This is a genomic window from Clostridium sp. SHJSY1, from assembly GCF_031626875.1.
GTDB lineage: Bacteria > Bacillota > Clostridia > Clostridiales > Clostridiaceae > Clostridium.
Map to the genome: position 1 here is coordinate 75,393 of NZ_JANDMF010000007.1, position 26,513 is coordinate 101,905.

Below are 26,513 nucleotides of genomic sequence, written 5' to 3' on the forward strand. Positions count from 1 at the left end.
ATTAATGGAAAATTCATTAATTATAGCTCTTTTATCATTTATTCTGTTCTTAAGGCTTCAACAGGATCTTTTTTTGCTGCCATTTTTGAAGGAATTAAACCTCCAAGTAATGTAAGTGACACACTAAGTATAATTAATCCAATGGCATGAAGTGGATTAAGCTTAGCAACATTTGCAAGAGTAGTTAAATTCTCTAGTATTTTATTTACAGGAATAGTAATCAAGTATGCTACAACTATGCTTAAGATACCAGATGATGCACCAATAATAAAGGTTTCAGCATTAAATACACGAGTAATATCTTTTTTTCTTGCGCCTAATGCACGTAAAACCCCTATTTCTTTAGTTCTTTCTAAAACAGAAATATAGGTTATAATTCCAATCATAATCAATGAAACTACAAGAGAAATTGCAGTAAAAGTAATAAGAACTAAAGTTATAGCATTCATTATTCCTTCAGTTAGTTTGGTAATAGAACTTGCAAGGTCAGTATAAATTATTGAGTTTTCTTTAGATTTTCCTTGATTATATTCATCAAGATATTTTAAGACAGCATCTTTAGATTGAAAGTTTGTAGGATATAAATAAATCATATATGGAACAGATTCTCCACCTAGATGTGATAGTAAATTAGCTTTAGCTCCAGAATCTAAATTTTCCATAGTAATAACATTGTATTTTGAATCACGTTGTGCCTTTACAATTTCAGAATTTTTAGCAGAATCTATTACTCGTTGAACAAGTTTGTCACTATAAGTAACTCCATTACCTAGAATTCCATAAGGAACATCTTCTTTTAATCTAACTACTCCAGAGATTTTTAAAGTAATACTATTTTTTGAATTATACATTGCATTATAATCAGTATTTGGAAGAAAGGTATCCATTTCAGTTTTAACATAAAAGTCATTATTAGTAATAAGTTTAAATTCTGTACCAACTATATTGTTAAAATCAATATTTTCAACATTATTTATACTAAATCCGAGATTTTTTAGAGTAGATAAATTTATACGATTTTGAGAATCTACAACTATCATTAAATTTGTTTCATTTTCAGGAAATTTTCCTGCAAGAAGATCATAATTTTTTTCTAAGTATGATGTAGATGAAGGATCTAGTGGCTCAGGATAAGTTGATAATCCCATAGATTCACTGTTAGCATTTTCTCTATTTATACCAACAGGTAAGGAGACTTGTGATATTACTCCCTTTTTTTTACGAAGTATGTTCATGCCAGTCATTCTAGCATATCCAATACTGTTTAGAATTTTAGGATTTATATTATTAATATACTTAATATAATCCTCTGTAATAATATTTGTATGACTTAATAAGTTTTTTATAGGATTAAAAAGATGTAATTTATTAGATTCATTAGCAGGAATGGTATCTTTTTTTTTATTCATCATTTCTCCAGGCATTTTTTGGATGCTTTCCTCATTAGTATTAATAGCAGTCCGAGAAATAGTAATAGGGAATTCAGATAAAGCATTCTTTTGGTATTTATCAATTTGAATCTGAAGCCCTGATGATAGGCTAAGTATTAAAGCTATAGCAATTAAACCAATGCTTGAAGCAAAGGCCGTTAGAGCAGTTCTACATTTTTTAGTTGATATATTTTTACCGGATAATTTTAGCGCAGTAAAAAAATTCATACTAGTCTTTTTTAGTGAATATTTTTTTTCAACTTTTGCATCTTTATAAGGATTAGAGTCAGAGATTATATTACCATCTTTAAAGTTAACTATACGGTCTGCATAATTTTCTGCAAGTTCAGAATTGTGAGTAACCATAATAACTAGTTTATCATGAGCGATTTTCTTAATAAGTTCCATAATTTGTTCACTAGTCGTGGTATCTAAGGCTCCTGTTGGTTCATCCGCTAAAATAATATCAGGGTCATTTGCAAGAGCACGAGCTATAGCAACTCTTTGCATCTGTCCTCCAGAAAGCTGATTTGGTTTTTTTTGTATATGGTCCTTTAATCCAACTTCCTCCAAAACTTTTAGCGCTTTTTTATGTTTCTTAGAGGCAGAAACACCACTTAAAGCCATTCCAATTTCTACATTATCTATAATGCTTAAATGAGTAATTAAGTTATAGCTTTGAAAAATAAAGCCTATACTATTATTGCGATAAGCATCCCAATCTGAATCTTTAAATGCTTTTGTTGATGTATCATTAATAATTAAGTCACCACTATCATATTTATCAAGACCACCTATTATATTTAAGCAAGTGGTTTTTCCAGAGCCACTTAGACCTAAGATTGCAACGAATTCATTTTTTCTAAAGTTTAGGCTAACATTATTTAATGCAACTTGTGTAAAATCTCCTGTTGTATAACTTTTTTTAATATCTTTTAATTGGAGCACTTTATCTTCTCCCTTTTTATTAATGCAATTATAGTATATGAAGTTATTGCAAACTAAATGTAAGATGTAGTGTTTTTTTGCTACTTAGGATAACATGGATTTAAATATGATTGTATAGAATAAACAAAAACCACCTATTGGTGGCTTTCATTTTTAAATTATAGAACTATTTTATTCTGTTCTTAAAGCTTCAACAGGATCTTTTTTAGCTGCCATTTTTGAAGGAATTAAACCTCCAAGTAATGTAAGTGACATACTAAGTACAATCAATCCAATAGCATGAAGTGGATTAAGCTTAGCAACATTTACAAGCTCTGTCTTATTCTCAATTATTCTATTTACTGGGATGGTAAGTAAGTATGCTATAACTATGCTTAAGATACCAGATGATGCCCCTATAATAAATGTTTCAGCATTAAACACACGAGTAATATCTTTCTTTCTTGCACCTAATGCACGTAGTACACCTATTTCTTTAGTTCTTTCTAAAACAGAGATATAAGTTATTATACCAATCATAATCAATGAAACCACAAGAGAAATTCCAGCAAAGGCAATAAGTACAAGTGTTATAGCATTCATAATTCCGCCAGTCATATCAGTCATAGAACTTGCAAGGTCAGTATAGATAATTGCATCCTCTTTAGGTTTTCCTTTGTTATAATCATCAAGATAGCTTAAAACAGATTCTTTAGATTGAAAATCAGTAGGGTATAGATAAATCATATAAGGAATAGATTCTCCACCTAATGATGCTAGTAAATTACTTTTACTTGCATCATTAAGTTTTGCCATATTTATAATATTGTAATTTATTTCACGTTGAGCTTTTACTATTTCAGAGTCCTTAGATAAATCTATTACACGTTGAATAAGTTTATCACTATAAGCAACTCCAGTACCAACAATTCCAAAAGGAACATCTTCTTTTAGTCTAACTACTCCAGATATCTTTAAAGGAACACTATTTTTTGAATTATACATAGAAGAATAATCAGTTCCTGGAAGGAAAGTACCCATTTGAGTTTTAATATAGAAATCATTATTAGTAATTAATTTGAATTCTGTACCAACTATATCTTTAAAAGATATATTCTCAACATTATCAGTATCAAATCCAAGGTTTTTTAAAGTAGAGTAGTTAATACGATTTTGTGAATCTACAACTAATACCAAGTTTGTTTCATCTTTTGGATATTCTCCATAAAGAAGATCATAATTTTTTTCTAAGTAAATCACTGATGAAGGGGTTAAAGGTTCGGGATAGGTGGATAATCCAGAGCCATTCATAGTTGATTCCATTGGTCTATTTGGGTTGTTGGTTACATTTATACCAGAAGATAATGATACAGGTGATATTGAACCGTTTTTATCACGAAGAATATTCATACCAGTCATTCTTGTATATCCTATGCTACTTAAAATTTTAGGATCAATATTATTAATATATTTAATATAATCTTCTGTAATAATATTTGTATGTATGAATGCATTTTTTGCTGGATCATAAAGAATGGCTTTATCTGATTCTGCTATAGGAATAGTATCTTTTTTACCTCTCATCATTTCTCCACGCATTTTCTGCATACTTTCTTCATCTGTATTCATGGCGGTTTGGGAAATAGTAACAGGAAATTCAGATAAAGCATTCTTTTGGAATTTATCAATTTGGATTTGGAAACCTGAGGATAAACTAAGTATTAAAGCTATCCCTATAAGACCTATACTTGAAGCAAAAGCTGTTAAAGTAGTTCTCCATTTTTTAGTTGATATATTTTTACCAGATAATTTTAATGCAGTGAAAAAGCTCATACTAGTCTTTTTTAATGAATATTCTTTTTCAGTTTTTATATTGTTATAAGGATTAGAGTCAGAGATTATATGACCATCCTTAAATTCAACTATACGATCAGCATATCCTTTAGCAAGCTCTGGATTATGAGTAACCATAACTACCAGTTTATCATTAGCAATTTCTTTGATAAGTTCCATAATTTGTTTGCTTGTTGTAGTATCTAAAGCTCCTGTTGGCTCATCTGCTAAAATTATATCAGGATCATTGGCAAGTGCACGAGCTATAGCCACTCTTTGCATCTGCCCTCCAGAAAGTTGATTTGGTTTCTTATGTATATGATCTTTAAGACCAACTTTTTCTAATACTTCTAAAGCTTTTTTATGTTTCGTTTCAGCAGAAATGCCACTTAATGTCATTCCCATCTCTACATTATCCATAATGCTTAAGTGAGTAATTAAGTTATAACTTTGAAATATAAAACCTATACTGTTATTACGATAAGCATCCCAATCTGAATCTTTAAACTGTTTTGTAGATTTACCATTTATAATTAAGTCACCACTATCATACTTATCTAATCCACCAATTATATTTAAGCAAGTAGTTTTTCCAGAACCACTTTGCCCTAAAATCGCAACAAATTCATTCTTTCTAAAATTTAAGCTAACATTATTTAATGCAACTTGTGTAAAATCTCCTGTTGTATAACTTTTCTTGATTTCTTTTAATTGTAACATTTGCTCTTCTGCTCCTTTTTAGTAAATTTAAATATAGTATGTGATTATAGTGGAAACTAAATGTAATATAAAGTGTTTTTCTGTAGTTTTAGAAGAGAAAACTTATATAGAAAATAAAAATACTGTATCCTAGTGCTTTTATACACTAAGATACAGTTATAATATTTTACTCTGTTCTTAAAGCTTCAACTGGATCTTTTTTAGCTGCCATTCTCGCAGGAAGTAATCCTCCAAGCAATGTAAGAGCTACACTAATTATAATCAATCCAATAGCATGAAGTGGGTTAAGCTTAGCAACATTTGCAAGATCAGTTAAATTCTCTATTATTTTATTTACTGGGATCGTAAGTAAGTATGTTATAACTATGCTTAAGATACCAGATGATGCACCTATAATAAATGTTTCGGCATTAAACACACGGGTAATATCTTTCTTTCTTGCACCTAATGCACGTAATACTCCTATTTCTTTAGTCCTCTCTAGAACAGAGATATAGGTTATTATACCAATCATAATCAAGGAAACCACAAGAGAAATTCCAGCAAAGGCAATAAGCACAAGTGTTATAGCATTCATGATTCCACCTGTCATCTCTGTCATAGAGCTTGCAAGGTCAGTATAAACAATAGTATCGTCCTTAGATTTTCCTTGGTTATAATCATCAAGATAATTTAAAACAGCATCCTTGGAATCAAAATCAGTAGGGTATAGATAAATTGTATATGGAATAGATTCTCCACCAAGGTAGGCTAGAAAATTAGTTTTACCTTTTGAATCAAACTTCTCCATATTAATGATGTTATAATCTACTTGTTTTTGAGCTTTTACTATTTCAGAATCTTTAGAAGAATCTAGTACACGTTGCACAAGCTTGTCACTATAAGCAACTCCACTAGATACAATTCCATAGGGAACATCTTCCTTTAATCTAACAACACCAGATATCTTTAAAGTTACACTATTTTTAGAATTATACATAGAAGTATAATCAGTACCTGGAAGGAAAGTGTTCATTTGAGTTTTTGTATAGAAATCATTATTAGTGATTAATTTAAATTCTGTACCAACTATATCTTTAAAATTTATATCTTCAACATTATCAGTGTTAAATCCAAGATTTTTTAAAGCAGCGAAGTTTACTCTATTTTTTGAGTCTAAAACTAATACTAATCCAGTTTCATCTTGAGGATATTCTCCAAAAAGGAGATCATAATTTTTCTTTAAGTAAGGCTCTGTAGAATTATCTAATGGTTCAGGATAAGTTGATAGTCCCATTGCACTCATAGTAGGTGGAGCCATAGTTTGAGATTGACTATTTCCTGTGCTCATACTAGAAGATAAGGATATAGGTGATATTTTACCATCTTTATCACGAAGTACATTCATACCAGTTGTTCTTAGATATCCAACACTGCTTAAAATTTTAGGGTCAGCATTATTAATATATTTAACATAATCTTCTGTAATAATATTTGTATGTGTTAATGCACTTTTTGCAGGATCATAAAGAAAAACCTTATCTGAATCCTCAATAGAAATAGTCTCTTTTTTACTATTTGTCATTTCACCACGCATTTCTTCCATGCTTTCTTCATCTGTATTCATAGCAGTTTGAGATACAGTGATTGGGAATTCAGAAAGAGCGTCTCTTTGAAATTTATCAATTTGAATCTGAAAACCTGAGGAAAGACTAAGTATTAAAGCTATACCAATTAACCCTATACTTGAAGCAAAAGCAGTTAAAGCAGTTCTCCATTTTTTTGTGGAGATATTTTTAGCCGATAATTTTAGTGCAGTAAAAAAGCTCATACTAGTCTTTTTAAGTTTATATTCTTTTTCTACTTTTACATTTTTATATGGATTAGAGTCAGAGACAATATTACCATCTTTAAATTCAACGATACGATCTGCATAACTTTCAGCTAACTCTGGGTTATGAGTAACCATAATAACTAGTTTATCATCAGCAATTTCTTTAATTAGTTCCATTATTTGCTCACTAGTAGTAGTGTCTAGCGCACCTGTTGGCTCATCTGCCAAGATTATATCTGGATCATTAGCAAGAGCACGAGCTATGGCAACTCTTTGCATCTGACCTCCAGAAAGTTGGTTAGGTTTTTTATGAATGTGCTCTTTTAATCCAACTTTCTCTAAAACTTCAAGTGCCTTTTTATGTTTCTCATTAGCAGAAACACCACTTAAAGTCATTCCCATCTCTACATTATCTACAATACTTAAATGAGTAATTAAGTTATAACTTTGAAAAATATAACCTATGCTGTTATTACGATAAGCATCCCAGTCAGAATCTTTAAATTCTTTTGTAGATTTGCCATTAATGATTAAATCACCATTATCATACTTATCTAAACCACCTATTATATTTAAGCAAGTGGTTTTGCCAGAACCACTTTGTCCTAAAATTGCAACAAACTCACTTTTTCTAAAGTTTAAGCTAACATTATTTAATGCAACTTGTGTAAAGTCTCCTGTTGTATAACTTTTTTTAATTCCTTTTAATTGAAGCATTTTTTTCCTCTCCTTTGTCTTTGGTCTGTAGATGAAGTATATTATAGAAATATAAACTGAATGTAAACTAAAAAATATATTTTAGAGTAGAATGTTTGTTTATGTTCAGTTAATATTAATTAGATATGATAAAAAAGTAGATTTAAGTTATTTAGGAGGTTGTTAAGTTGTTTAACATAATGGTTGTTGAGGATAATGCTAATACTAGAAAATTAATGAAAACTGTACTTTTAGAAAATAGTTATAAACCTATTTTGGCAAAAGATGGTCTAGAGGCTTTAGATATATTAGATAAGCAACATGTAGATTTAATAGTACTAGATATTATGATGCCAAATATGGATGGATATGAGCTTACAAAGGAGTTAAGAGAAGCAAATTATAATCTTCCTATTCTTATGGTAACAGCAAAAGAGCTGCCTTCTGATAAAAAGAAAGGGTTTATCCTTGGAACGGATGATTATATGGTGAAACCTGTAGATGAGGAAGAGATGATTTTAAGAATAGCAGCATTATTAAGACGTTCTAAAATTGCTAGTGATCACAGACTAATAATTGGAAGAACAGAATTATATTATGATGAGCTAACAGTAAAACAAAATGGAAAAGTAGAAGAATTACCTCAAAAAGAGTTTATGCTACTATTCAAATTATTATCTTATCAAAATAAAATATTTACTAGAAGACAGATAATGGATGAAATATGGGGAATAGACAGTGATACAGATGGGCGGACAGTAGATGTACATATTAATAGATTAAGAGATCGTTTTAAAGAAAGTAAAGATTTTCAAATAGTTACAGTACGGGGTCTTGGATATAAGGCGGTGGGGACAGAATGAATAAACTACGAAGCCTAAATGTTAAGCTTGTTTTGGCCGTATTTATAATGATGATATGTGCAAGTATATTATCAGGTATTTTACTATTTATATTAGTTAGATACAATATTATTTCAACAACAGAAAAAAATCCATTAGCAGTTTTAATAATAGGATTTATTGTAAGTACAATTATTGGAACTATATTAACTTTTTTTGTAGGAAACTATGTATTAAAACCTATGAATGAATTAATTAAAGCAACTAAGGAAATAGCAAAAGGAAATTTTAATATAAAGGTTAGCAATTTGAACTATGAGCGTGAACTTGGAGAACTTATAAAAAACTTTAATATTATGACAAATGAACTTAATAATAAGGAAATGTTCAATAAGGATTTTATTAATAATTTTTCTCATGAATTTAGAACTCCCATTGTATCCATAAGAGGTTTTGCAAGGCAACTACAAAAAACTTCTTTAACAGATGATGAAAGGTTAGAATTCACAGATATTATCATTAGAGAATCAGAAAGGTTATCTAATATGTCCTCAAACATTTTGATTTTAACAAAACTTGAAAATCAAGAAATTATTACAGAGAAAAAATTCTTTTCCTTAGATGAACAGATTAGAAACTGTATATTGCTTTTGCAGATGCAATGGGAAAAGAAAAATATTGATTTTAATTTGGAGTTAGATTCTGTTGAATATTTTAGTAATGAAGAAATGCTGTCTCAGATATGGGTTAATTTATTAAACAATGCTATTAAATTTAGTAAAGAACATGGAGAAATCAATGTTCAATGTCAGGATGAAGGCTCTAATATTAAGGTTAAAATATCTGATAATGGCATAGGAATGGATGATGATACAATACATCATATATTTGAAAAGTTTTATCAAGGAGATTTAGCACATAAATCTGAGGGGAATGGATTAGGACTTTCACTTGTAAAGCGAATTGTAGATTTGTGTGGAGGGAAGGTTGTGGTGAAAAGCCAGTTTGGAAAAGGAACTGAATTTATTATAAGGCTTCCAAAGTAGAAAATTAATAAAGAAATGATTATAATCCAATAAATAGTACCTTGTAAAATGATAATTAAAATTCATGCAATTGTTTATAATATATAAATCTATTTACATTCAGTTAACATAGAAAAGATACGATATAAAAGTAGGGATGATAAATTTACATAAAGCAAATGAAGAAAAAGGAATAAAGGGAGTACATAAGATATGGATATGGAAATGATAGAAGAGTTGAAAAAAGTAAAAGAACTTGAAAAGGATTTAAAAAGGTTTTTAATGTCCTATAAATTTGGTTTAGATGAATTAAATACAAAAATCAATATATTAAAGCAAGAATTTCAATATGCACATGACTATAATCCAATAGAACATGTAAAATCTAGGATAAAAACCCCTGAAAGTATTATGAAAAAAATCCATAGAAAGGGTGGAGAATTTTCAGTATCTTCTATCAAAGAAAATATCAAAGATATAGCAGGTATTAGGATTGTTTGTTCATTTACTTCTGATATATATAATCTAAGTGAAATGATTCAAAAACAAAAAGATGTGAAAACTATAAAATATAAAGACTATATAAAAAGTCCCAAACCAAATGGATATCAAAGTTTGCACTTGATTTTGCAGGTGCCTGTTTTTATGTCAGATAGAGTGGAAGATGCCTGTGTTGAGGTTCAAATAAGAACCATTGGCATGGATTTTTGGGCAAGTCTTGAGCATAAAATTTATTATAAATATAATAAGGAAGTTCCTCAAAGCTTAAAGGATGAGTTAAGAGATGCTGCTTTATTTGTATCACAGTTAGATAGAAAGATGGAGAATTTGAATAAAGAAGTGAAAAAATATAAATTAGAAGATAAGTCTGAGGAAAATCTGATTGGTGAATTCATGAGTAATTCAAATAGTTATTTTCCAAACAGTCTTTTAAACTTAGAGTAATAAAAAGTCACCAGAATAGGTGGCTTTTATTTTAATGAAGCTTATATGATTGACAAAGAAAATATGAAATGATAGCATAAAAATACAAAAGAAAGTAGTATACCGTAATTGGTGCAAGAAAGGGATTTATTAGATGTTAGATGATACTGATAAGCTCATTTTAGAGAACTTATCTAAAAATAGTCGTATTACTATGAAGGAACTAGGTGAAAATGTTCATTTGACTGGACAAGCAGCAGCATCTAGAGTTTTCAAGTTAGAGGATAATGGTATTATTGAGGGGTATACCATTAAAGTTAATCATGAAAATTTAGGAAATTGCATTCATGTAATGTTAAATATATATACAAAAAGTATCCATCATCAAGCTTATTTATTATTTATAAACTCACAAGAAGAATATATTCTGCATAACTATAAAGTTAGCGGAGATGGATGTTATCTTCTTGAGTGTAAATTTCCATCTAATGAGATATTAGATAAATTTCTAGTAGACTTAAATATGCATGTAAATTATAAATTGACATTCATAATTAAAGATACAATAAAATAAGACAATGCTTGTACACACATTGTCTTACTTTAATTAATCTATGTTTTTATTTTATAATGTATATGATTCACCATCATCTGGAACTAAAACATTTGAAGATATATTTTTTTCATTAATAAAGTTTTTTAATTCTTCTCTTGATAAAGTCCAGTGATTTATAGCTTCCATATGACTAGCAATAATTTTTGCATTAGGAGCAGCCGTATATACTTCATATACATCATCTTTTCCCATTATTAAAGGATTTGTGTCAAGAAATTTATTTCTACCAGAATTTAGAACAATAACTTCTGGTTTATGAGTTTCAATTACTTCTTTTACTCCTTCATACCAGATAGTATCCCCAGCAACATATAAAGCTTTTTCAGTTGAGTGACCGAATACAACCCCACATACATTACCAGCAATTTCTAGAACTTTTCCACTTCCATGTTGACCATTTGTCTTAGTTAAGCTTATTCCTTCAAAAACAGTATTTTCAGTTAAAATCTCTATATTTTTAAAGCCAATATCTTTTAAATCTTTGGCATCTGTCTCATCTTGAACAAATAATTTTATATCTTTTGGTAAGATTTCCTTAGCAGCATCATCAAAGTGATCTATATGTAAGTGAGTAGCAATTACAGCATCTACATTAATGATTTCATCTAATGATGTTGGTAAGCTAACTAGAGGATTTCTTTGATCTTGCCTTATTGAATCAGGAAAGCCTGTCTTGGGTCCAATAGGCGGAAAGCCACCTTTTTCTGATAAAACTGGATCTACTAGAAATTTCTTTCCTGCATATTGAACTACTATTGTAGCATTTCTAATTTGTCTAATATTCATATTTCATAACTCCTTTGTTTTTTAGTATATGTATATCTTATAGCATTACCAATCACAGATACATAAGATAAATCAAGTCTTTTTACAGTTTTACTTGAATAATGAAAGTATTTGTCTAAAATTACTATATTTAATTAAAAAAATAATGTTGAAAAAAGCAAAAAAATATGATAATTTATAATTAATAAGGGTGGTATAGTCCACATTACCACAAGTATAAAGAAAGGAGTGGTAATTTAGATGAAATTAGATGAGAATAGTCCAATTCCTTTATATTACCAATTGGAAAATATAATCAGAAAGAGGATTGAAGAGGGTACATATAAGGTAGATGAAAAGGTTCCATCAGAAAGAATTTTAAGTGAAGAGCTAAATATAAGCAGAATGACTATAAGTAAAGCAATTAATAATTTAGTTGAAGAAGGTATTTTATATAGAAAAAGAGGGCAAGGAACATTTGTGTCTAAAAATAAGATAGATTTTTTCCCAGGGCTTATGGGGTTTACTGAAATTATTGAAAGTAAAGGAATGAAACCTTCAAGTGTGATGATATCACAAGACATAATAATCCCAGATGAACATTTATGTGAAAAACTTCAAATTTTAGGAAGTGAAAAAGTTATATTTACACAAAGATTGAGGTTAGCAGATGATGAGATAATTAATTTAGAGAAATCTTATGTTACATATTCACTATGTCCACAATTATTAGAAGTTGACTTATCTAGAAATTCAATATACAAAATGTTAACAAATACAGGGTATAAACCTTCAAGAGCAAAGCAAGAAGTTCAAGCCATTTTGTCAGATGATGAACTTAGTAAATTATTAAAAATAAATATTAATGAGGCTATTTTGAAACGTAAAAGAGTAAGTTACTCAAAAGATATCCCTATTGAATACACCATTAATTATTATAGGGGTGATGTTTATACAATGGTCATGACAATAGATAACTAATATATTATATAGATTTTCACTATAAATTTTAAAATAATAATATAAAAGGAGAGACGAATAATGAAAAAGTACAAAATTGTAATTGTTGGAGGAGCAAGCAGCTACACACCAGGAATAGTAAGAAGTATTATGAATGCTTATGAAAGGATGCCTATTGAAGAATTAGTTTTACATGATATTGACGAAAAAAACTTAGAAGTTATGGGAAAATATCTTCAAATTTTATTCAGAGATGAAAATTTTCAATCAGATGTTAAGTGGAGTACATCTTATGAAGAAGCATTTACAGGTGCAGACTTTGTGTTTACACAAATCAGAACTGGTGGTTTAGAAATGCGTGAACAAGATGAAAAAGTGTCATTAGCTCATGGATTAGTTGGGCAAGAAACCTGTGGACCAGGTGGATTTGCCTTTGCAATGAGAAGTATTAAGCCTATGATTGAAATAACAAAATCTGTTGTAAAATATGCTCCTAATGCATGGATTATAAACTATTCAAATCCACTTCCAATTTTAGCTGAAGCCATAAGAAGAGAAGTTCCAGAATCTAAATCATTATTTATATGTGATATGCCAATAGTTCAACAAATGGCCATGGCTGCAACTCTTGGATACAAAGAAAAAGATTTAACATTTGAATACTTTGGATTAAATCACTTTGGTTGGTTTACTTCAATTAAGAATAAAGATGGAGAAGAGCTTATTGAAAAGCTAAAAGGAATTCTTGTAAATGGTGAAGAAATGAAAATGGTTGATTTTGGACACTTAGATGATAGTTGGATAAAAACATTTGCCAATATTGCAAAAGGGGTTAAGGCTTTCCCAGATTATATACCACTAACATATATGCAATATTATTACTTTCCAGAAGCAATGGTTAAAAAATCAGATAAAAACTATACAAGAGCAAATCAAGTTATGGATGGAAGAAGAAAAAGAATTTTTGAAGAATGTAATGCTGTTATAGCTGCTAAATCAATAAAAGGTTTTGAACATTCTCTAGATGCTCATGGAGATTTTATTGTAGATCAAGCTGTTGCTATAGCTAATGATACTAATGAGAGATTTATGGTTAATGTAGTTAATAATGGAGCTTTTTCTAATATGGATAAGGATGTTGTTATAGAGACTTTTGGAACAATAGGGAGAGATGGTGCAAAAGTTCATAAATCAATAGAAATACCTGAATTTTATAGAGCAATGATGGTAAATCAAAATACTTATGAAAAGTTAACTGTTGAGGCTGCTCTTGAAGGTTCATATGATAAAGCACTTAAAGCATTAACATTAAATTCTACTGTTCCTTCAGTTGAAAAGGCAAAAGAAATTTTAGATGCACTTATAGTAGCTAATAAAGGATATTTTCCAGAATTAAAATAGTTAAAAATCTTATTTATACTACAAATCTATAAATAGGAGTTTCTATTTATAAAGCAAATTAATATATAATAAAAGATTATATTTATGTTAAAATTAAATTTTAAAATTAGGGTGAAGGAAACATTAGAAAATATAATTAAGAGATATTATGATATGTTGTTTTAGAAGATTATATAAAAAATGAGCCAATATTAATTTATATATTGACTCATTTTTTGATTTTTATAATATTCTAGATGCAATTTGTTCCCCTAATGCAACCTTAGATTCAAGTCCTAGTTTAGATTGTTCTAAAATATCATTATCTATTTTTATGCAATCTTTCTTAAAGAATAGTATTAATGTAGAACCACCAAATTTAAAATAACCTTTCTCAGAACCTTTGTTTACCCTAATATTAGGTTTGTAATTTTGAATGATTGAACCAACACAAGTTGCACCAACTTCTATATATAATATATCATCGAAATTATCAGATTTGAATAATGACCATTCTCTTTTATTCTGGCAAAATAGCTTTGGTATAGATTTTAGAGCTATTGGATTTACAGAATAATAGTGTCCATTAATAAAGGTACTTTCATAAGGAATACCTGAATCTACAAAATGAAATCTATGATAGTCAGTAGGGGCTAGTCTTAGAATAATGCATGCCCCATCTTTGTAATTTTTTGCTATATCATCATTGTTGATTAATTCCTTTAAACTATATGAGAATCCTTTAATTTGAACTATATTATCTAAATCAATATTTTCATGAACTATAAGTCTTCCATCACCAGGAGAGATTAGAATGTTTTTATCTTCATTTATTGGTCGTGATATAGGATTCAACTCTCTTGTGAAAAAATCATTAAAGGAAGTAAATTCATCAATTTCTTTTTTAGATAAAGTCATATCTATATTGAAATTTTCAACAAAGGATTTAATTTTATTAGAACTTAATTTGGTATCACAAAACATACCATATATTTTAGAAAATAATTTTCTTTTAATAAAAAGTTCAGTAAAGCTTTTGCCAATAGGAGAACTATATATCCATTTCAGATATTCTTTTCCAGCAACAAGCTCTTCTTCATAAGATTTAGTAATTCTATTGTATACTTTTATCATAAATATAATTATCCATAACTTATTAACTAAATATTAAATTGAAATTAATAACTCAAAATTTAAAAGATATGGCTAATAGCCTCCATTTCTTATCTTGTTTCTATATATAACTTTTTAGACTAAAATGTATATGATTCCCCATCATCTGGAACTAAAACATTTGAAGATATATTTTTTTCATTAATAAAGTTTTTTAATTCTTCTCTTGATAAAGTCCAGTGATTCACAGCTTCCATATGACTAGCAATTATTTTTGCATTAGGAGCAGCCTTATATACTTCATAGACATCTTCTTTTCCCATAATTAAAGGATTAGTGTCAAGAAACTTATTTCTGCCAGCATTTAGAACAATAACTTCTGGTGCTTGAGTCTCAATTACTTCTTTTATGCCTTCATACCAGATAGTATCTCCAGCAACATATAAAGTTTTTTCACTTGAATGATTAAAAATAATACCACATACGTTACCAGCCATTTTTAATATTTCTCCACTTCCATGTTGACCTTTTGTTTTTGATAGCTTTATGCCTTCAAAATGTGTATTTTCATTTAATATTTCCACATTTATGAATCCAGTATCTTGTAATTCTTTAGCATCTTTTTCATCTTGTACAAACATCTTTATATCTTTTGGTAAAATTTCCTTTGCAGCAGGGTCAAAATGATCTAAATGTAAATGAGTAGCAATTACAGCATCTACATTAATGATTTCTTCTAAAGATGCTGGTAAATTTATTAAAGGATTATTTTGATCTTGTCTTGGTGCATCTGGATAACCAAGACGTGGCCCAAAAGGTGGATAAGTACCCTTATCTGCTAGAACAGGATCTATTAAAAAATTCTTTCCTGCATATTGAACTACTATTGTAGCATTTCTAATTTGTCTAATATTCATATTTCATAACTCCTTTGTTTTTTAGTATATGTATATCTTATAGCATTACCAATCACAGATACATAAGATAAATCAAGTCTTTTTACAGTTTCACTTGAATAATCAAAGTATTTGTCTAAAAAATAAATTAATATATCAAGGAAAGAGAATATTTATGTTAAGATTAAATTAATAATAAGGGAACTAGGTGGCTAGTACAAATATAATTTTTAGGAAGTGAGATTTGATGTTAAAAACAACTAGTAATGAAGAACTTAAAGATATCATTAGTAACAATGAAATGGTGATTTTATATTTTAGTAATAAGGTTTGTGGGGCTTGTGAAGTTATTAAAAATAAAGTCCAAAATATATTAAAACTTTACTCTAAAGTAAAGTTTATTGAGATAGATGGAGAAGAACAAGTGGAATTAGCAGCACTAAATAATGTTTTTTCTTTTCCATTGCTGATACTTTATGTTGATGGGAAAGAAGTAATTAGATTGGGAAGAAATGTGAATTTGTTAGAATTAGAAAATATAATTAAGAGATATTATGATATGTTGTTTTAGAAAATGAAAATTCTAATTTAAAATTTTTTATAAAAAACTTTTGAGCTTTATATATAAGAAAATATAGAATTTTTGGTTTTTAGTAGTGTTTATATGTTTAATTTTTTTTGGTATCAAGTAAGAATAAAATCTTATTTGGTACCTTCTTTTTTATAAAAATACACTTCAAAAGAATATTCAGGTTAGGCAAGAGGAAATATAGGAATATATAAATAGTATTTTTTATATTGATAACTTACAAATTTAAACATATTTGTACCGAGGAGGAGTTTAAGTGAAAAGTTTTTTCAAATATCTAGTGTTTTTTGTTGTTATACTAAACTTAGTTACTAATATGACATGTTTTGCAATTGAAGTACCTAATGAAAATAATAAATCAATACAAACAATAGATAGATTACAGAAGATAAAAGAGAAAGGGGAGATAACAGTATTATCATTTAATATTGAACCATATTCTTATAGAGATCCTAAAACAGGTGAGTTCAGTGGAGTTGATTCTGAGATTATAAAAGAGTTATCTAAACGTCTGGGAGTTCAAAAAGTGGTGGTAAAATATATTTCCCTTTCTAATGCGTTACAAGAACTTGCTAATGACCCAAATATTGATTTAGTAGCACAGGCAATCAGTATAACAGATGAACGTAAAAAATTAGCAGCTTTTACAAATCCTATTTATACTCAAAATGAGGTCGTTGTGACCAGAAAGAAATCTAATATTAATAGCAAAGAAGGCTTAAAAAATAGAATCATTGGAGTACTTGCAGGTACAGTGCATGAATCTATAGCTGGAAATTGGAAAAAGAAAGGAGCAATTAAAGATTATATAACTTTTTATGATAATAGGTCTTTAATAGTAGCATTAGAGAATAAGACAATAGATGTTATGATAACAGAGCACTCAATAGGAGAAAACATACTTCAATCTAAATCTAAATCAGATTTTATATTATTATCACCAGAGCAATATAAATCAGAGGCATATTTTAATGCTGGATATCCATTAAAGAAAGAGGATATTACATTATTAAATGCAATTAATGAAAATTTACAAGAGATGAAAAAAGATGGAACTATGTATCAAATATTTTCTAAATATGGGTTAACGGAGAAATATGTTTTACAGTAAGGTTATTTTTTATAGAAAGTTTCAAAAATATATGTAAGATAATTATCTTTTATTATATACAAAGATATTAGTTTTAATGAATAAAGTATAGATTACTGAATAAAATAAAAAGATTATAAGTAATAAGGAGAGATGAATATGGATGAACCTATAGTAGCAGGAAAAGGTCCTATTCCTGTGGAGCTTAAGAAGGGTGAAACTTATTATTATTGTACATGTGGAAAAAGTGATAACCAGCCATTTTGTAATGGAGCACATAAGGGCACTTCATTTACACCTATGAAGTTTACTGCTGAAAAAGATGGAACTGCTTATTTATGTGCATGCAAGAAAACTAAAAAGCCTCCATACTGTGATGGATCACATAAAAATCTATAACTTAAAGAATTAAAAAATTGCACCACTGAATTAAAGGAGGTGCAATTTTTTTAAAATAGAAATATTCAACTCCTAGTCAAAGGATTTATATTCGCAATTTAATGATTATGATAATTATAAAAAAGAGGCATTGGAGCTGTAGTAATGAAAGATGGAATTGTTGTTTCAGGAGCATATTCATATACTGTTTACAATAAAGGAATAGAGATAGAAATTGATACTAGAAAAGATTATAGAAGAAAAAGATTGGCATTAGTTTGTGGGGCCAAATTGATTTTGGAATGTTTGAACAAAGGCCTATATCCAAGTTGGGATGCGCAAAACAAGGATTCTGTAGCCTTAGCAGAAAAACTTGGATATCATTTTGATAAAGAGTATGTAGCATATGAAATAACAAAGTATTAATGGAGCTTGAATTAAGAATAGCAATATGTAAATATAACATTAATTTACATTCAATATGGAATATTATATAATATATGTAATTTAAATAAAGTTAGGATGAGAGAGATGAAATTATTTTGTTTGCCATATGCAGGGGGCTCAAGTGTTATATATTATAAATGGAAAAAAATAATTAGCCATAATATTCAGTTGCAAATAGTAGAATTAAAAGGTAGAGGGTCAAGATTTGGAGAAGGTTTCTATAATGATTTAAATGAAGCTGTAGAGGATATTTATAATATGATTAAGGATAAAATAACTGAAGGCAACTATGCAATATTTGGACATAGTATGGGAAGTATTTTAGCATATGAACTATATTATAAAATTATAAAAGAAGGAAAACCTAAACCAAAGCATATATTCTTTTCTGCTCATAGAGCACCTACTTTCAAGAAAAAAGGGAAAATACATGCATTACCAGATGGAGAATTTATAAAGAAGGTAATAGATTTAGGTGGAACTCCAAAAGAAGTAGTAGAAAGCAAGGAATTATTAGACTTTGTAACTCCTATACTTAGAAGTGATTTTAAAATCTTAGAAGAATATATATATGAAGAAAAAGAGGAGTTAATTAGAAGTGATGTATCAGTATTAATAGGAGAAAAAGATGAAATAACTTTAAAAGATGCAAATGCATGGGGTGAGTTGGTAGAAAAGGAAATAAGCATCTATTCTTTTGAGGGGAATCACTTTTTTATAAATGATGAATATAAAAAGATAATTAATTTAATTGAGGATAAAGTTTTATAAGAAGTAGTTTTTTAGGAATAAGTGCTAACCTTAAATGGAAGGCACTTTTATATTTGTTTTTAACTTCTAGAAAAAACAAGTAAATTAAATTTAATTTATGGTATTATATTTGATAAAAGGGGGCGATAAGTATGTTAAATTTAATAAAATCACTAGCTCTTAAAAAAGGAGATAAAATAGCAACAGTAAGTTTATCTTGGGGTGGCGCTGGAGATAAGGAAATACTATGGAGATATAATCAAGGAAAGAAAAGATTACGAGAAGAATTTGGTTTAGAAGTTGTTGAAATGGAGAATACATTAAAGGGAAGTGAGTATTTATATAATCATCCTGAAAAAAGAGCAGAAGATTTTATGAACGCTTTTAGGGATAGTTCAATTAAAGGAATTTTCTCATGTATAGGTGGAGATGAAAGTATAAGGATGCTTCCATTTATAGATTTTGATGTTATTAAGAAAAATCCAAAAATATTTATTGGTTATTCAGATACAACAGTAGCACATTTCATGTGTTTAAAGGCGGGGTTATCTAGTTTTTATGGACCTGCAATCTTATCAGAGTTTGCTGAAAATATTAATATGTTTGATTATACAAAACATTGGATTGATAAGGTGTTATTTAATACAGAAGAAATAGGAGAAATATATTCATCAGATATATGGACTAGTGAATACTTACCATGGGTTGAAAGAAATAAGAAGATAGCTAGAAATACTCAAATATTTGAAGGAGTAGAACTTTTACAAGGGAATGGGAATGTAAGAGGTCGATTAATTGGTGGATGTATTGAAGTCTTAGAAATGATTAAAGGTACAAAAATTTGGCCAGAAGAAAATATGTGGAATGACTCAATACTATTTTTTGAAACTTCAGAGGATACAACCAATCCTACATATATTGAATATTGGCTTAGAAATTATGGTTCTCAAGGTATTTTACAAAAGGTAAATGGAATAATATTTGGTAAGCCATATGACAATAAATATTATGAAGAATATAAGAATGTAATTAATAAGGTTATTAGAGATGAACTAAATCTAAAAGAGTTGCCAATAATGTATAATATGAATTTTGGGCATACAGCTCCAATGATGGTAATTCCATATGGGGCTTTAGCTGAAATTGATTGTGATAATAATAAATTTTATATATTAGAATCTGGTGTAATATAAGTTGGAAATGTTTATTTCTATAAAAATTTGATATAATATAAACAAGAGATGCAGATAATAAAAAAGTAGAATGGAAAATATATTGGTAATATATTTTCACACCCTACTTATATACAATTCTAGTTGTTTAGGCAACTGGTATCACTATTTAATATTTGATTTAAAAATAGTAGCTATCCATTGGGGCTACTATTTTTTTGAGATTTTTTCCATCAGTAGCACTATAAATGTTAATAGTGTCATTAAGAATAAACCACTTTGAAATAGCAACATTAAAACATCGTTATTCATATGTATTATCTCTAATTAGCTAGATAAAAATTAATATATTTAACCTAATAACATTTTTTGCAAGCTGTATAACCCTCTTTTTCAGCTTCGCTTTTAGATAAAGTTCGTGTACCATTCATATGGCTACAATTAGGATTTGAATGATATTTGTGCCCTTCACCAGAGGTGGCTACATAAACTGCTTGTCCATTATTTTGTTGTGTAGTGGTAGTGTTTTGTTGCTGAATAGCTTTCTGTTTTTCAGCCTCTTGAATAGCAGCTTGTTGTTGAGCAGCTTTCTGTTTTTCAGTCTCTTGAATAGCAGCTTGTTGTTGGGCAACTTTTTGTTTTTCAGCCTCTTGAATAGCAGCTTGCTCTTGGGCAACTTTTTGTTTTTCGGCTTCTTGAGCAGCAGCTTGCTCCTGGGCAACTTTTTGTTTTTCAGCTTCTTGGGCAGTAGCCTGTTCTTGAGCTTTTTTTTCATCCTCTTTAGCTTGAGTATCTTCTGAAGAGTCATTATTATATATATTAGATGATTGTCCTTGAGTTATATAATTTTTTGTTTTAGTAGATTGATTAGATTCTGGATTTATAATTAATAATAATGTATAAACAGAAAATACTGCATATAAAGTATATCTTGTTTTAGTAGTATATTTTTTATTTTTCCATAGGAGAAACATTCCTAATGGTGGGAAAAATATTAATGATAACCAAAGAAACCATGTCTTATTATAGAAAGGTTCTTTTGGTTTATTATTATTTTTTTTATTATAAGAATTATAATTAATTTGAATTAGAGTATCATCTGTTTTGCTATTTTCTTCTACATCTTTTGATTTTGAATGATTAATTCTCAAAGGTCTAAAGCTTTTGGCTTTTCTAAATCTAAACCCCATATCCAATACCCCCTGCTTTAAATTTTTCAACAATTGTAGGCTTTCCATCAATTATAATTGCATAATCAACTTTTTCACCTTTTTCTAATAAAGTATAAAGTTTTTCTTTAATTTCCATTATAAGTTCTCCTTAAATTTAAATTTTATAATATATATGTTGCAAATTGGTTTCTACATTCGGACACATAGCCTGTCTATTGTCTGAGTAGGAGCCATATTTATAGATTTAATAAACTTTTGGACTGAAATTCTAACTCTTGATAAAGAAGAATAAAACACATTATTAATAACAGAAGATTTTAGCCATCCCCATAACCCCTCTATTAGATTAAATTCAGGACTATATGGTGGCAAGAACATTAATTCAAATCTATCTTTAACTTCATCTAAAAAAGGTTGTATCAGTTTTGCATGATGTATTCTAGCGTTATCTAAGATCATGACTATTTTCCCTTTTGGATATTTTTTTGGAATACGTTTCCCTTGCTCATAATAGCCATATGCACTTGATGTAATATTTAAAATCTTTGCTATGTCTTTTTGAAATAATCTATGTTCTATCCGAAGAATTTTTAATCTGTCTTTTAGCATTGTAAACTTCACCTCCTAAAGGATTATATTATAATTTTACAACTAAAAGTTGAAAAAATGAATAAATACAACAAAAAAAATTTTTTTTGTATTTACAGGTAAATTAAGGTTGAAAATGAGAGCGTGAAAAATAAAATTTTAGTTTCAAGAAAAAAAGAATTTTTTTCTTAGCCAGAAGTTACAAACAATATAAAAGACAAGGGATTATAGGATGCTAGAAGCTGGAAAAAAATCTTCAATCTATGTTGACTATGAATTAGCCCAATATTGTGGATACAGAGAAAATTTTTTAATCAGCGAAACAACGTAAAGTTGTTTAAAATACAATATAACATTTAAATCAGAAGAAAGTGATTTTCCTAGTATTAGTGCGTTTCAAAATGATTGATAAAATTTTAATATGATTCATGAAAAAGCCTCCTAGCAAATGTAATTTCACTAGAAGGCTACAAATTTTTCTTCTATTGTAAAGTGTTTTTTATATTTTCTGCTTAATGCTTAAGTTAACAACATTAAGAGGACTCGTGAGAGTTACTCTCTACTTACCTAAAAACCATCTATATGCTGTAATTATAATCCAATATGCAGCCTTTATTCCAAATTATTTAGTGTAAAACATTAATATAAAAGCTTTAGCTACAATCTTAGTTTCATTACAATAATGATGCTGTCTATCAGCCTTAAAGTGTATTACTTCTCCTTCATTAACTGTATATTTGGTATCTTCCAAACTCAATATTAAACTTCCTGAAGTTACTAAAAGATACTCTTCTACACCTTCGTAGTGAAATGAGTCTTCAGTCTGTGACTTAGGCATATATTCATTAAAATATATTTCAAATTTTTTATCTTCATCAAAATCCATCAAGGGATGAAATGTATAGTTATTTCCCTCTATACTAGCATAATCTCCCATTTTATATATCATTGGCGAATTTAATGTATTATCTTTTAGAAAAGAATTTAAGGGGATCTTTAAAGCATTTGCAAGATTCCATAATATGTTTATAGATGGATTTCTAATTCCCCTTTCTATTTCACTTATCATACTTTTACTTACACCTGAATTAGCAGATAATGCATCTATTGTTAAAAATCTTGATTTTCTTATTTTTTTTAAATTTTCCCCAATATTTATATTGATATCTTTCATTAAAAGCACCTCTTTCTTAATTATAAAAAAGGCTTGTAAAAACAAGCACATTTGTATATAATTTCGATATACAGATTATTAAATCGGTATATCGAATTAATTGTTTTCTTTTTTTATATTAAATCAAATTATATACTTTAATCAACAAAAATTTATGATGTTATTTTTTAAGGAGGTCGTTAAATAAATGTATAGTTTTAAAAATGATTATAGTGAAGGAGCTCATCCAAGAATATTAAATGCTTTAATAGGATCTAATTTTGAACAAACTGAAGGCTACGGAGAAGATTATTATACAATTAAAGCTATTGAATTTTTAAAGAGTAAAATTAAAAACAATAATATCCATATTCATTTTTTTACTGGTGGTACTTCAACTAATCTTACTTCAATCTCAGCCTTTTTAAGATCTCATGAGGCAGTAATAGCAGCAAATACAGGGCATATTTTTGTTCATGAAACAGGTGCTATTGAAGCTACAGGTCATAAAGTAATCTCTGTTGAAGTAATGGATGGAAAACTTAATACTCGGCATATAAAGTCAGTATTAGATATTCATACCGATGAACATATGGTAAAACCTAAACTAGTTTATATATCAAATCCTACAGAAGTTGGTTCAATATATACAAAAAATGAGCTTGAACAAATAAGCAATTTCTGCAGAGAAAATAACCTAATTTTATTTATTGATGGAGCAAGATTGGGGTCAGCTTTGTGTTCTAATGAAAATGATATAGAACTTTCTGATTTAGGAAGATTAGCTGATGCATTCTATATTGGAGGTACAAAAAATGGTGCATTACTTGGTGAAGCACTTGTGATTTGTAAAGATTCATTAAAAGATGATTTTAGATTTAATATGAAACAAAAAGGTGCGCTTATGGCTAAAGGAAGAATTTTAGGTATGCAGTTTCTTGAACTTTTTAAGGACAATCTTTACTTTGAACTTGCAATTCATGCTAATAATATGGCTAGTTTACTTAGCAAGGAGATTAGTTCAATGGGGTATAAATTTTTAAGTTACTCTCCAACAAATCAGATTTTCCCCATTCTTCCAAACGAAGTAATTAAAGAACTTCAAGAAAAGTATTTATTCTATATATGGGAAAAGGTTGATGATAATAATTCTTCTATTCGTCTTGTAACCTCCTGGGCTACTAGTAAGGAGGCAGTAGAAAATTTCATTAATGACTTAAAAATCTTACAAGTTAAATATATTTCATAATTATATAAATTTGTTGCAACATATAGATTTTTAAAGAATTCTATTCACTATTGGTTATTAATGTAATGATGGGACTGCTTTTTTACATGTATGTCAGCTACATCTCTAGTATATGAATACTCATGTTATGAAAAACTTTCCGCATAAAATACACTTGCAATATGTGGAAAGTGATTATTTATCTTATTTTTGATAACTGCAAATTTGGGGTTACTATATTTTTTATTAGTATCACTATGAAATTTTATGAAGCTCCATTTTTACCTGGAATTTGAGGGAAAGAATCTTCTTCTTTTGATTCTAAGTTGGAAATATTCCAAGCTTCTGGATTGCTGTTATCTGGTATACGATGATTCATAATGTCATCATACCATTTGGTTTTATGCTCAATATAGTGATATCTTTCATTCATTTCCTCTAATTATTTCTTTTGGTCTAAAATAATTTCATATCTTATTTTTAAAGTGGATTCACCTTCCAAACATAGATTTACATAATCCTTGACTGCTTTTATGGACATACCAGATCTATAGATTTAACCATGTATACCTTGGTTAAGGCTATATTTATAAGCGAAAATACTGTATAATAAGTAAAAATCATAAAAATTTGTATTATAAAAAATAAATTAACTAATATATAGATAATTGAGGAGGAATTAAATGAAATTTAGAAAAGCAATTGAAACAGACATCAACAATATAATAGGTATCATTGGCCAAGCACAAGCTTATTTTAAAGAACAAGGAATTAATCAATGGCAGGACAATTATCCTAATGTTGAAATAATAAATAATGATATTGAAAATAATAATAGTTATGTACTTCTAAAAGATGAAAATATTGTTGCTACTGCAGCAGTTTCTTTTGATGAAGAAAAAACATATGATTCTATTTATGAAGGCCAATGGTTTAGTAATGATGAATATGCAGTTATTCATAGAATTGCAGTTGATAACAATTGTAAAGGTTTGGGATTATCATCACAAATTATTAAAAATGTAGAGAAACTTTGTTTAGAAAAAGGTGTGTATAGTATAAAAGTGGACACACATAAAGAAAATGTATCTATGCAAAAGTTACTTAAGAAAAATAAATTTCAGTATTGTGGAATAATTTATTTGGAAGACGGGAGTAAAAGAATAGCTTTTGAGAAAATACTATACTAAATAGCAAAGTATAATATCTAAAATCAATTATGTTATCTATCACATAAATAAGGATTATATTAAAAATTTATGGTATTATAAATATGTTGTTATAGTTAAAAATGGAAATATAACTTTTATAATATTTCTATAAAAAATAAAAGTAAGTAAATAGAAGGAGGATAATATGTTAGAAACTCTAGTAAATTGGGTTATAGCTCTATTGGATAAGGTAGGTTACTTTGGAGTATTTACTTTAATGGGCTTAGAGAGTGCATGTATACCTATTCCTAGTGAGGCTATACTACCATTTGGAGGATATTTAGCATCACCAGCTAATACAGGGACACAGCTTAACTTAGTATTTGTAATTTTATGGGGGACTATAGGTGGTACTTTAGGATCAGTAATTACATATCTTATAGGAGCTAAAGGCGGAAGACCTTTAGTTGATAAATATGCTGCAAAACTTAGACTTAATAAGTCTCACATAGAGATGAGTTATAAATATTTTAATAAATATGGTGAAAAAATAGCATTCTTTTCAAGATTACTTCCTATTATAAGGACATTTATTTCACTACCAGCAGGAATTAGTAAAATGGATTTTAAGAAGTTTGTTTTTTATACATTCATAGGATCTTTATTATGGAGTATATTATTAGGTTATGCAGGCTATGCTATGGGAGAAAATTGGACATTAATACGTGAATGGCTTCATATAGCAGACTATATAGTTGTAGCTGGAGTTGTAGGCTTAATCATATTTATTTTAGTTAAAAAGAGTAAAAAAGCTAAAGTAGAAAATCAAAATTAATAGATATTTATCATTTGAAA

General features: G+C 28.4%; 24 protein-coding genes and 2 pseudogenes. 15 read left to right on the forward strand and 11 right to left on the reverse strand.

Annotation, left to right across the window (positions count from 1 at the left end):
- Positions 1–38: 38 nt before the first annotated feature.
- The 3 genes from NNC19_RS06040 to NNC19_RS06050 form a co-directional block, all read right to left on the reverse strand.
- Positions 39–2,378, reverse strand: coding sequence for an ATP-binding cassette domain-containing protein (locus tag NNC19_RS06040; RefSeq protein WP_310937728.1), 2,340 nt, complete (start codon positions 2,376–2,378; stop codon positions 39–41).
- A 171-nt stretch (positions 2,379–2,549) separates the two neighbouring features.
- Positions 2,550–4,910 carry an ATP-binding cassette domain-containing protein gene (locus NNC19_RS06045; RefSeq protein WP_310937729.1) on the reverse strand — a complete coding sequence of 787 codons (2,361 nt, stop codon included), beginning with the start codon at positions 4,908–4,910 and terminating at the stop codon, positions 2,550–2,552.
- A gap of 166 nt (positions 4,911–5,076) precedes the next feature.
- Positions 5,077–7,440, reverse strand: coding sequence for an ATP-binding cassette domain-containing protein (locus tag NNC19_RS06050; protein ID WP_310937730.1), 2,364 nt, complete (start codon positions 7,438–7,440; stop codon positions 5,077–5,079).
- A gap of 167 nt (positions 7,441–7,607) precedes the next feature.
- Here NNC19_RS06050 and NNC19_RS06055 point away from each other — a divergent pair, with 167 nt between their 5' ends.
- The 4 genes from NNC19_RS06055 (at position 7,608) to NNC19_RS06070 (ending at position 10,784) form a co-directional block, all read left to right on the forward strand.
- Positions 7,608–8,282, forward strand: coding sequence for a response regulator transcription factor (locus NNC19_RS06055; RefSeq protein WP_310937731.1), 675 nt, complete (start codon positions 7,608–7,610; stop codon positions 8,280–8,282).
- A complete protein-coding gene (locus NNC19_RS06060) occupies positions 8,279–9,307 on the forward strand; it encodes a HAMP domain-containing sensor histidine kinase (protein ID WP_310937732.1) in 1,029 nt (342 codons plus the stop codon). Before NNC19_RS06055 ends, NNC19_RS06060 begins: the two co-directional genes overlap by 4 nt.
- A gap of 192 nt (positions 9,308–9,499) precedes the next feature.
- The gene (locus NNC19_RS06065) at positions 9,500–10,231 is read left to right on the forward strand and encodes a GTP pyrophosphokinase family protein (RefSeq protein WP_310937733.1); all 732 of its coding nucleotides are present in this window, start codon (positions 9,500–9,502) and stop codon (positions 10,229–10,231) included.
- Between the two features lie 133 nt (positions 10,232–10,364).
- Complete coding sequence (locus NNC19_RS06070) at positions 10,365–10,784, forward strand: Lrp/AsnC family transcriptional regulator (protein WP_310937734.1); 420 nt, start codon at positions 10,365–10,367, stop codon at positions 10,782–10,784.
- A 51-nt stretch (positions 10,785–10,835) separates the two neighbouring features.
- On the opposite strand, the gene NNC19_RS06075 is transcribed toward NNC19_RS06070, so the two are convergent.
- Positions 10,836–11,612 carry an MBL fold metallo-hydrolase gene (locus NNC19_RS06075; protein ID WP_310937735.1) on the reverse strand — a complete coding sequence of 259 codons (777 nt, stop codon included), beginning with the start codon at positions 11,610–11,612 and terminating at the stop codon, positions 10,836–10,838.
- A 240-nt stretch (positions 11,613–11,852) separates the two neighbouring features.
- Between NNC19_RS06075 and NNC19_RS06080 the strand changes: the two genes are divergently transcribed.
- Together NNC19_RS06080 and NNC19_RS06085 are read left to right on the forward strand one after the other, a co-directional pair.
- Positions 11,853–12,572: a GntR family transcriptional regulator gene (locus NNC19_RS06080; RefSeq protein ID WP_310937736.1), complete on the forward strand. Its 720-nt coding sequence runs from the start codon at positions 11,853–11,855 to the stop codon at positions 12,570–12,572.
- Between the two features lie 60 nt (positions 12,573–12,632).
- Complete coding sequence (locus NNC19_RS06085) at positions 12,633–13,952, forward strand: 6-phospho-alpha-glucosidase (RefSeq protein WP_310937737.1); 1,320 nt, start codon at positions 12,633–12,635, stop codon at positions 13,950–13,952.
- Positions 13,953–14,174: 222 nt separating this feature from the next.
- On the opposite strand, the gene NNC19_RS06090 is transcribed toward NNC19_RS06085, so the two are convergent.
- Together NNC19_RS06090 and NNC19_RS06095 are read right to left on the reverse strand one after the other, a co-directional pair.
- Positions 14,175–15,065: a phosphatidylserine decarboxylase gene (locus NNC19_RS06090; protein ID WP_310937738.1), complete on the reverse strand. Its 891-nt coding sequence runs from the start codon at positions 15,063–15,065 to the stop codon at positions 14,175–14,177.
- A 119-nt stretch (positions 15,066–15,184) separates the two neighbouring features.
- Positions 15,185–15,961 carry an MBL fold metallo-hydrolase gene (locus NNC19_RS06095; RefSeq protein ID WP_310937739.1) on the reverse strand — a complete coding sequence of 259 codons (777 nt, stop codon included), beginning with the start codon at positions 15,959–15,961 and terminating at the stop codon, positions 15,185–15,187.
- A gap of 226 nt (positions 15,962–16,187) precedes the next feature.
- Between NNC19_RS06095 and NNC19_RS06100 the strand changes: the two genes are divergently transcribed.
- From NNC19_RS06100 to NNC19_RS06125, 6 genes and pseudogenes are all read left to right on the forward strand, one after another.
- On the forward strand, positions 16,188–16,511 hold the full coding sequence (locus tag NNC19_RS06100; protein ID WP_310937740.1) for a thioredoxin family protein: 324 nt from the start codon (positions 16,188–16,190) through the stop codon (positions 16,509–16,511).
- Between the two features lie 274 nt (positions 16,512–16,785).
- Positions 16,786–17,640: a transporter substrate-binding domain-containing protein gene (locus tag NNC19_RS06105; protein ID WP_310937741.1), complete on the forward strand. Its 855-nt coding sequence runs from the start codon at positions 16,786–16,788 to the stop codon at positions 17,638–17,640.
- Between the two features lie 138 nt (positions 17,641–17,778).
- Positions 17,779–18,018 (forward strand): CDGSH iron-sulfur domain-containing protein, encoded by a 240-nt coding sequence (locus NNC19_RS06110; RefSeq protein WP_310937742.1) that lies wholly within the window; start codon positions 17,779–17,781, stop codon positions 18,016–18,018.
- Positions 18,019–18,094: 76 nt separating this feature from the next.
- Positions 18,095–18,423 (forward strand): annotated as a pseudogene (locus tag NNC19_RS06115) (GNAT family N-acetyltransferase); the annotation flags it as partial.
- Between the two features lie 105 nt (positions 18,424–18,528).
- Positions 18,529–19,215: a thioesterase domain-containing protein gene (locus NNC19_RS06120; RefSeq protein ID WP_310937743.1), complete on the forward strand. Its 687-nt coding sequence runs from the start codon at positions 18,529–18,531 to the stop codon at positions 19,213–19,215.
- Between the two features lie 131 nt (positions 19,216–19,346).
- On the forward strand, positions 19,347–20,387 hold the full coding sequence (locus tag NNC19_RS06125) for an LD-carboxypeptidase (protein ID WP_310937744.1): 1,041 nt from the start codon (positions 19,347–19,349) through the stop codon (positions 20,385–20,387).
- Positions 20,388–20,576: 189 nt separating this feature from the next.
- Here NNC19_RS06125 and NNC19_RS23495 read toward each other — a convergent pair whose 3' ends face one another.
- From NNC19_RS23495 to NNC19_RS06145, 5 genes and pseudogenes are all read right to left on the reverse strand, one after another.
- Complete coding sequence (locus NNC19_RS23495) at positions 20,577–20,678, reverse strand: putative holin-like toxin (protein WP_396136400.1); 102 nt, start codon at positions 20,676–20,678, stop codon at positions 20,577–20,579.
- 44 nt (positions 20,679–20,722) lie between these two features.
- The gene (locus tag NNC19_RS06130) at positions 20,723–21,556 is read right to left on the reverse strand and encodes a hypothetical protein (RefSeq protein WP_310937745.1); all 834 of its coding nucleotides are present in this window, start codon (positions 21,554–21,556) and stop codon (positions 20,723–20,725) included.
- Positions 21,546–21,674 carry a hypothetical protein gene (locus NNC19_RS06135; protein ID WP_310937746.1) on the reverse strand — a complete coding sequence of 43 codons (129 nt, stop codon included), beginning with the start codon at positions 21,672–21,674 and terminating at the stop codon, positions 21,546–21,548. Before NNC19_RS06135 ends, NNC19_RS06130 begins: the two co-directional genes overlap by 11 nt.
- A gap of 53 nt (positions 21,675–21,727) precedes the next feature.
- Positions 21,728–22,024: pseudogene (locus tag NNC19_RS06140) on the reverse strand (transposase); the annotation flags it as partial.
- A gap of 724 nt (positions 22,025–22,748) precedes the next feature.
- A complete protein-coding gene (locus NNC19_RS06145; RefSeq protein ID WP_310937747.1) occupies positions 22,749–23,300 on the reverse strand; it encodes an XRE family transcriptional regulator in 552 nt (183 codons plus the stop codon).
- Between the two features lie 187 nt (positions 23,301–23,487).
- Here NNC19_RS06145 and NNC19_RS06150 point away from each other — a divergent pair, with 187 nt between their 5' ends.
- From NNC19_RS06150 to NNC19_RS06160, 3 genes are all read left to right on the forward strand, one after another.
- Positions 23,488–24,528 (forward strand): aminotransferase class I/II-fold pyridoxal phosphate-dependent enzyme, encoded by a 1,041-nt coding sequence (locus NNC19_RS06150; protein WP_310937748.1) that lies wholly within the window; start codon positions 23,488–23,490, stop codon positions 24,526–24,528.
- 662 nt (positions 24,529–25,190) lie between these two features.
- Positions 25,191–25,697: a GNAT family N-acetyltransferase gene (locus NNC19_RS06155; protein WP_310937749.1), complete on the forward strand. Its 507-nt coding sequence runs from the start codon at positions 25,191–25,193 to the stop codon at positions 25,695–25,697.
- Between the two features lie 166 nt (positions 25,698–25,863).
- The gene (locus tag NNC19_RS06160) at positions 25,864–26,493 is read left to right on the forward strand and encodes a DedA family protein (RefSeq protein ID WP_310937750.1); all 630 of its coding nucleotides are present in this window, start codon (positions 25,864–25,866) and stop codon (positions 26,491–26,493) included.
- Positions 26,494–26,513 lie beyond the last annotated feature (20 nt).

Coding starts and splice junctions, on each gene's coding strand:
- NNC19_RS06045 (WP_310937729.1), bottom strand. CDS start 4,910: ATGTTACAATTAAAAGAAATCAAGAAAAGTTATACAACAGGAGATTTT.
- NNC19_RS06050 (WP_310937730.1), bottom strand. CDS start 7,440: ATGCTTCAATTAAAAGGAATTAAAAAAAGTTATACAACAGGAGACTTT.
- NNC19_RS06060 (WP_310937732.1), top strand. CDS start 8,279: ATGAATAAACTACGAAGCCTAAATGTTAAGCTTGTTTTGGCCGTATTT.
- NNC19_RS06065 (WP_310937733.1), top strand. CDS start 9,500: ATGGATATGGAAATGATAGAAGAGTTGAAAAAAGTAAAAGAACTTGAA.
- NNC19_RS06070 (WP_310937734.1), top strand. CDS start 10,365: ATGTTAGATGATACTGATAAGCTCATTTTAGAGAACTTATCTAAAAAT.
- NNC19_RS06075 (WP_310937735.1), bottom strand. CDS start 11,612: ATGAATATTAGACAAATTAGAAATGCTACAATAGTAGTTCAATATGCA.
- NNC19_RS06080 (WP_310937736.1), top strand. CDS start 11,853: ATGAAATTAGATGAGAATAGTCCAATTCCTTTATATTACCAATTGGAA.
- NNC19_RS06085 (WP_310937737.1), top strand. CDS start 12,633: ATGAAAAAGTACAAAATTGTAATTGTTGGAGGAGCAAGCAGCTACACA.
- NNC19_RS06090 (WP_310937738.1), bottom strand. CDS start 15,065: ATGATAAAAGTATACAATAGAATTACTAAATCTTATGAAGAAGAGCTT.
- NNC19_RS06095 (WP_310937739.1), bottom strand. CDS start 15,961: ATGAATATTAGACAAATTAGAAATGCTACAATAGTAGTTCAATATGCA.
- NNC19_RS06100 (WP_310937740.1), top strand. CDS start 16,188: ATGTTAAAAACAACTAGTAATGAAGAACTTAAAGATATCATTAGTAAC.
- NNC19_RS06110 (WP_310937742.1), top strand. CDS start 17,779: ATGGATGAACCTATAGTAGCAGGAAAAGGTCCTATTCCTGTGGAGCTT.
- NNC19_RS06120 (WP_310937743.1), top strand. CDS start 18,529: ATGAAATTATTTTGTTTGCCATATGCAGGGGGCTCAAGTGTTATATAT.
- NNC19_RS06125 (WP_310937744.1), top strand. CDS start 19,347: ATGTTAAATTTAATAAAATCACTAGCTCTTAAAAAAGGAGATAAAATA.
- NNC19_RS23495 (WP_396136400.1), bottom strand. CDS start 20,678: ATGAATAACGATGTTTTAATGTTGCTATTTCAAAGTGGTTTATTCTTA.
- NNC19_RS06130 (WP_310937745.1), bottom strand. CDS start 21,556: ATGGGGTTTAGATTTAGAAAAGCCAAAAGCTTTAGACCTTTGAGAATT.
- NNC19_RS06135 (WP_310937746.1), bottom strand. CDS start 21,674: ATGGAAATTAAAGAAAAACTTTATACTTTATTAGAAAAAGGTGAAAAA.
- NNC19_RS06145 (WP_310937747.1), bottom strand. CDS start 23,300: ATGAAAGATATCAATATAAATATTGGGGAAAATTTAAAAAAAATAAGA.
- NNC19_RS06150 (WP_310937748.1), top strand. CDS start 23,488: ATGTATAGTTTTAAAAATGATTATAGTGAAGGAGCTCATCCAAGAATA.
- NNC19_RS06155 (WP_310937749.1), top strand. CDS start 25,191: ATGAAATTTAGAAAAGCAATTGAAACAGACATCAACAATATAATAGGT.
- NNC19_RS06160 (WP_310937750.1), top strand. CDS start 25,864: ATGTTAGAAACTCTAGTAAATTGGGTTATAGCTCTATTGGATAAGGTA.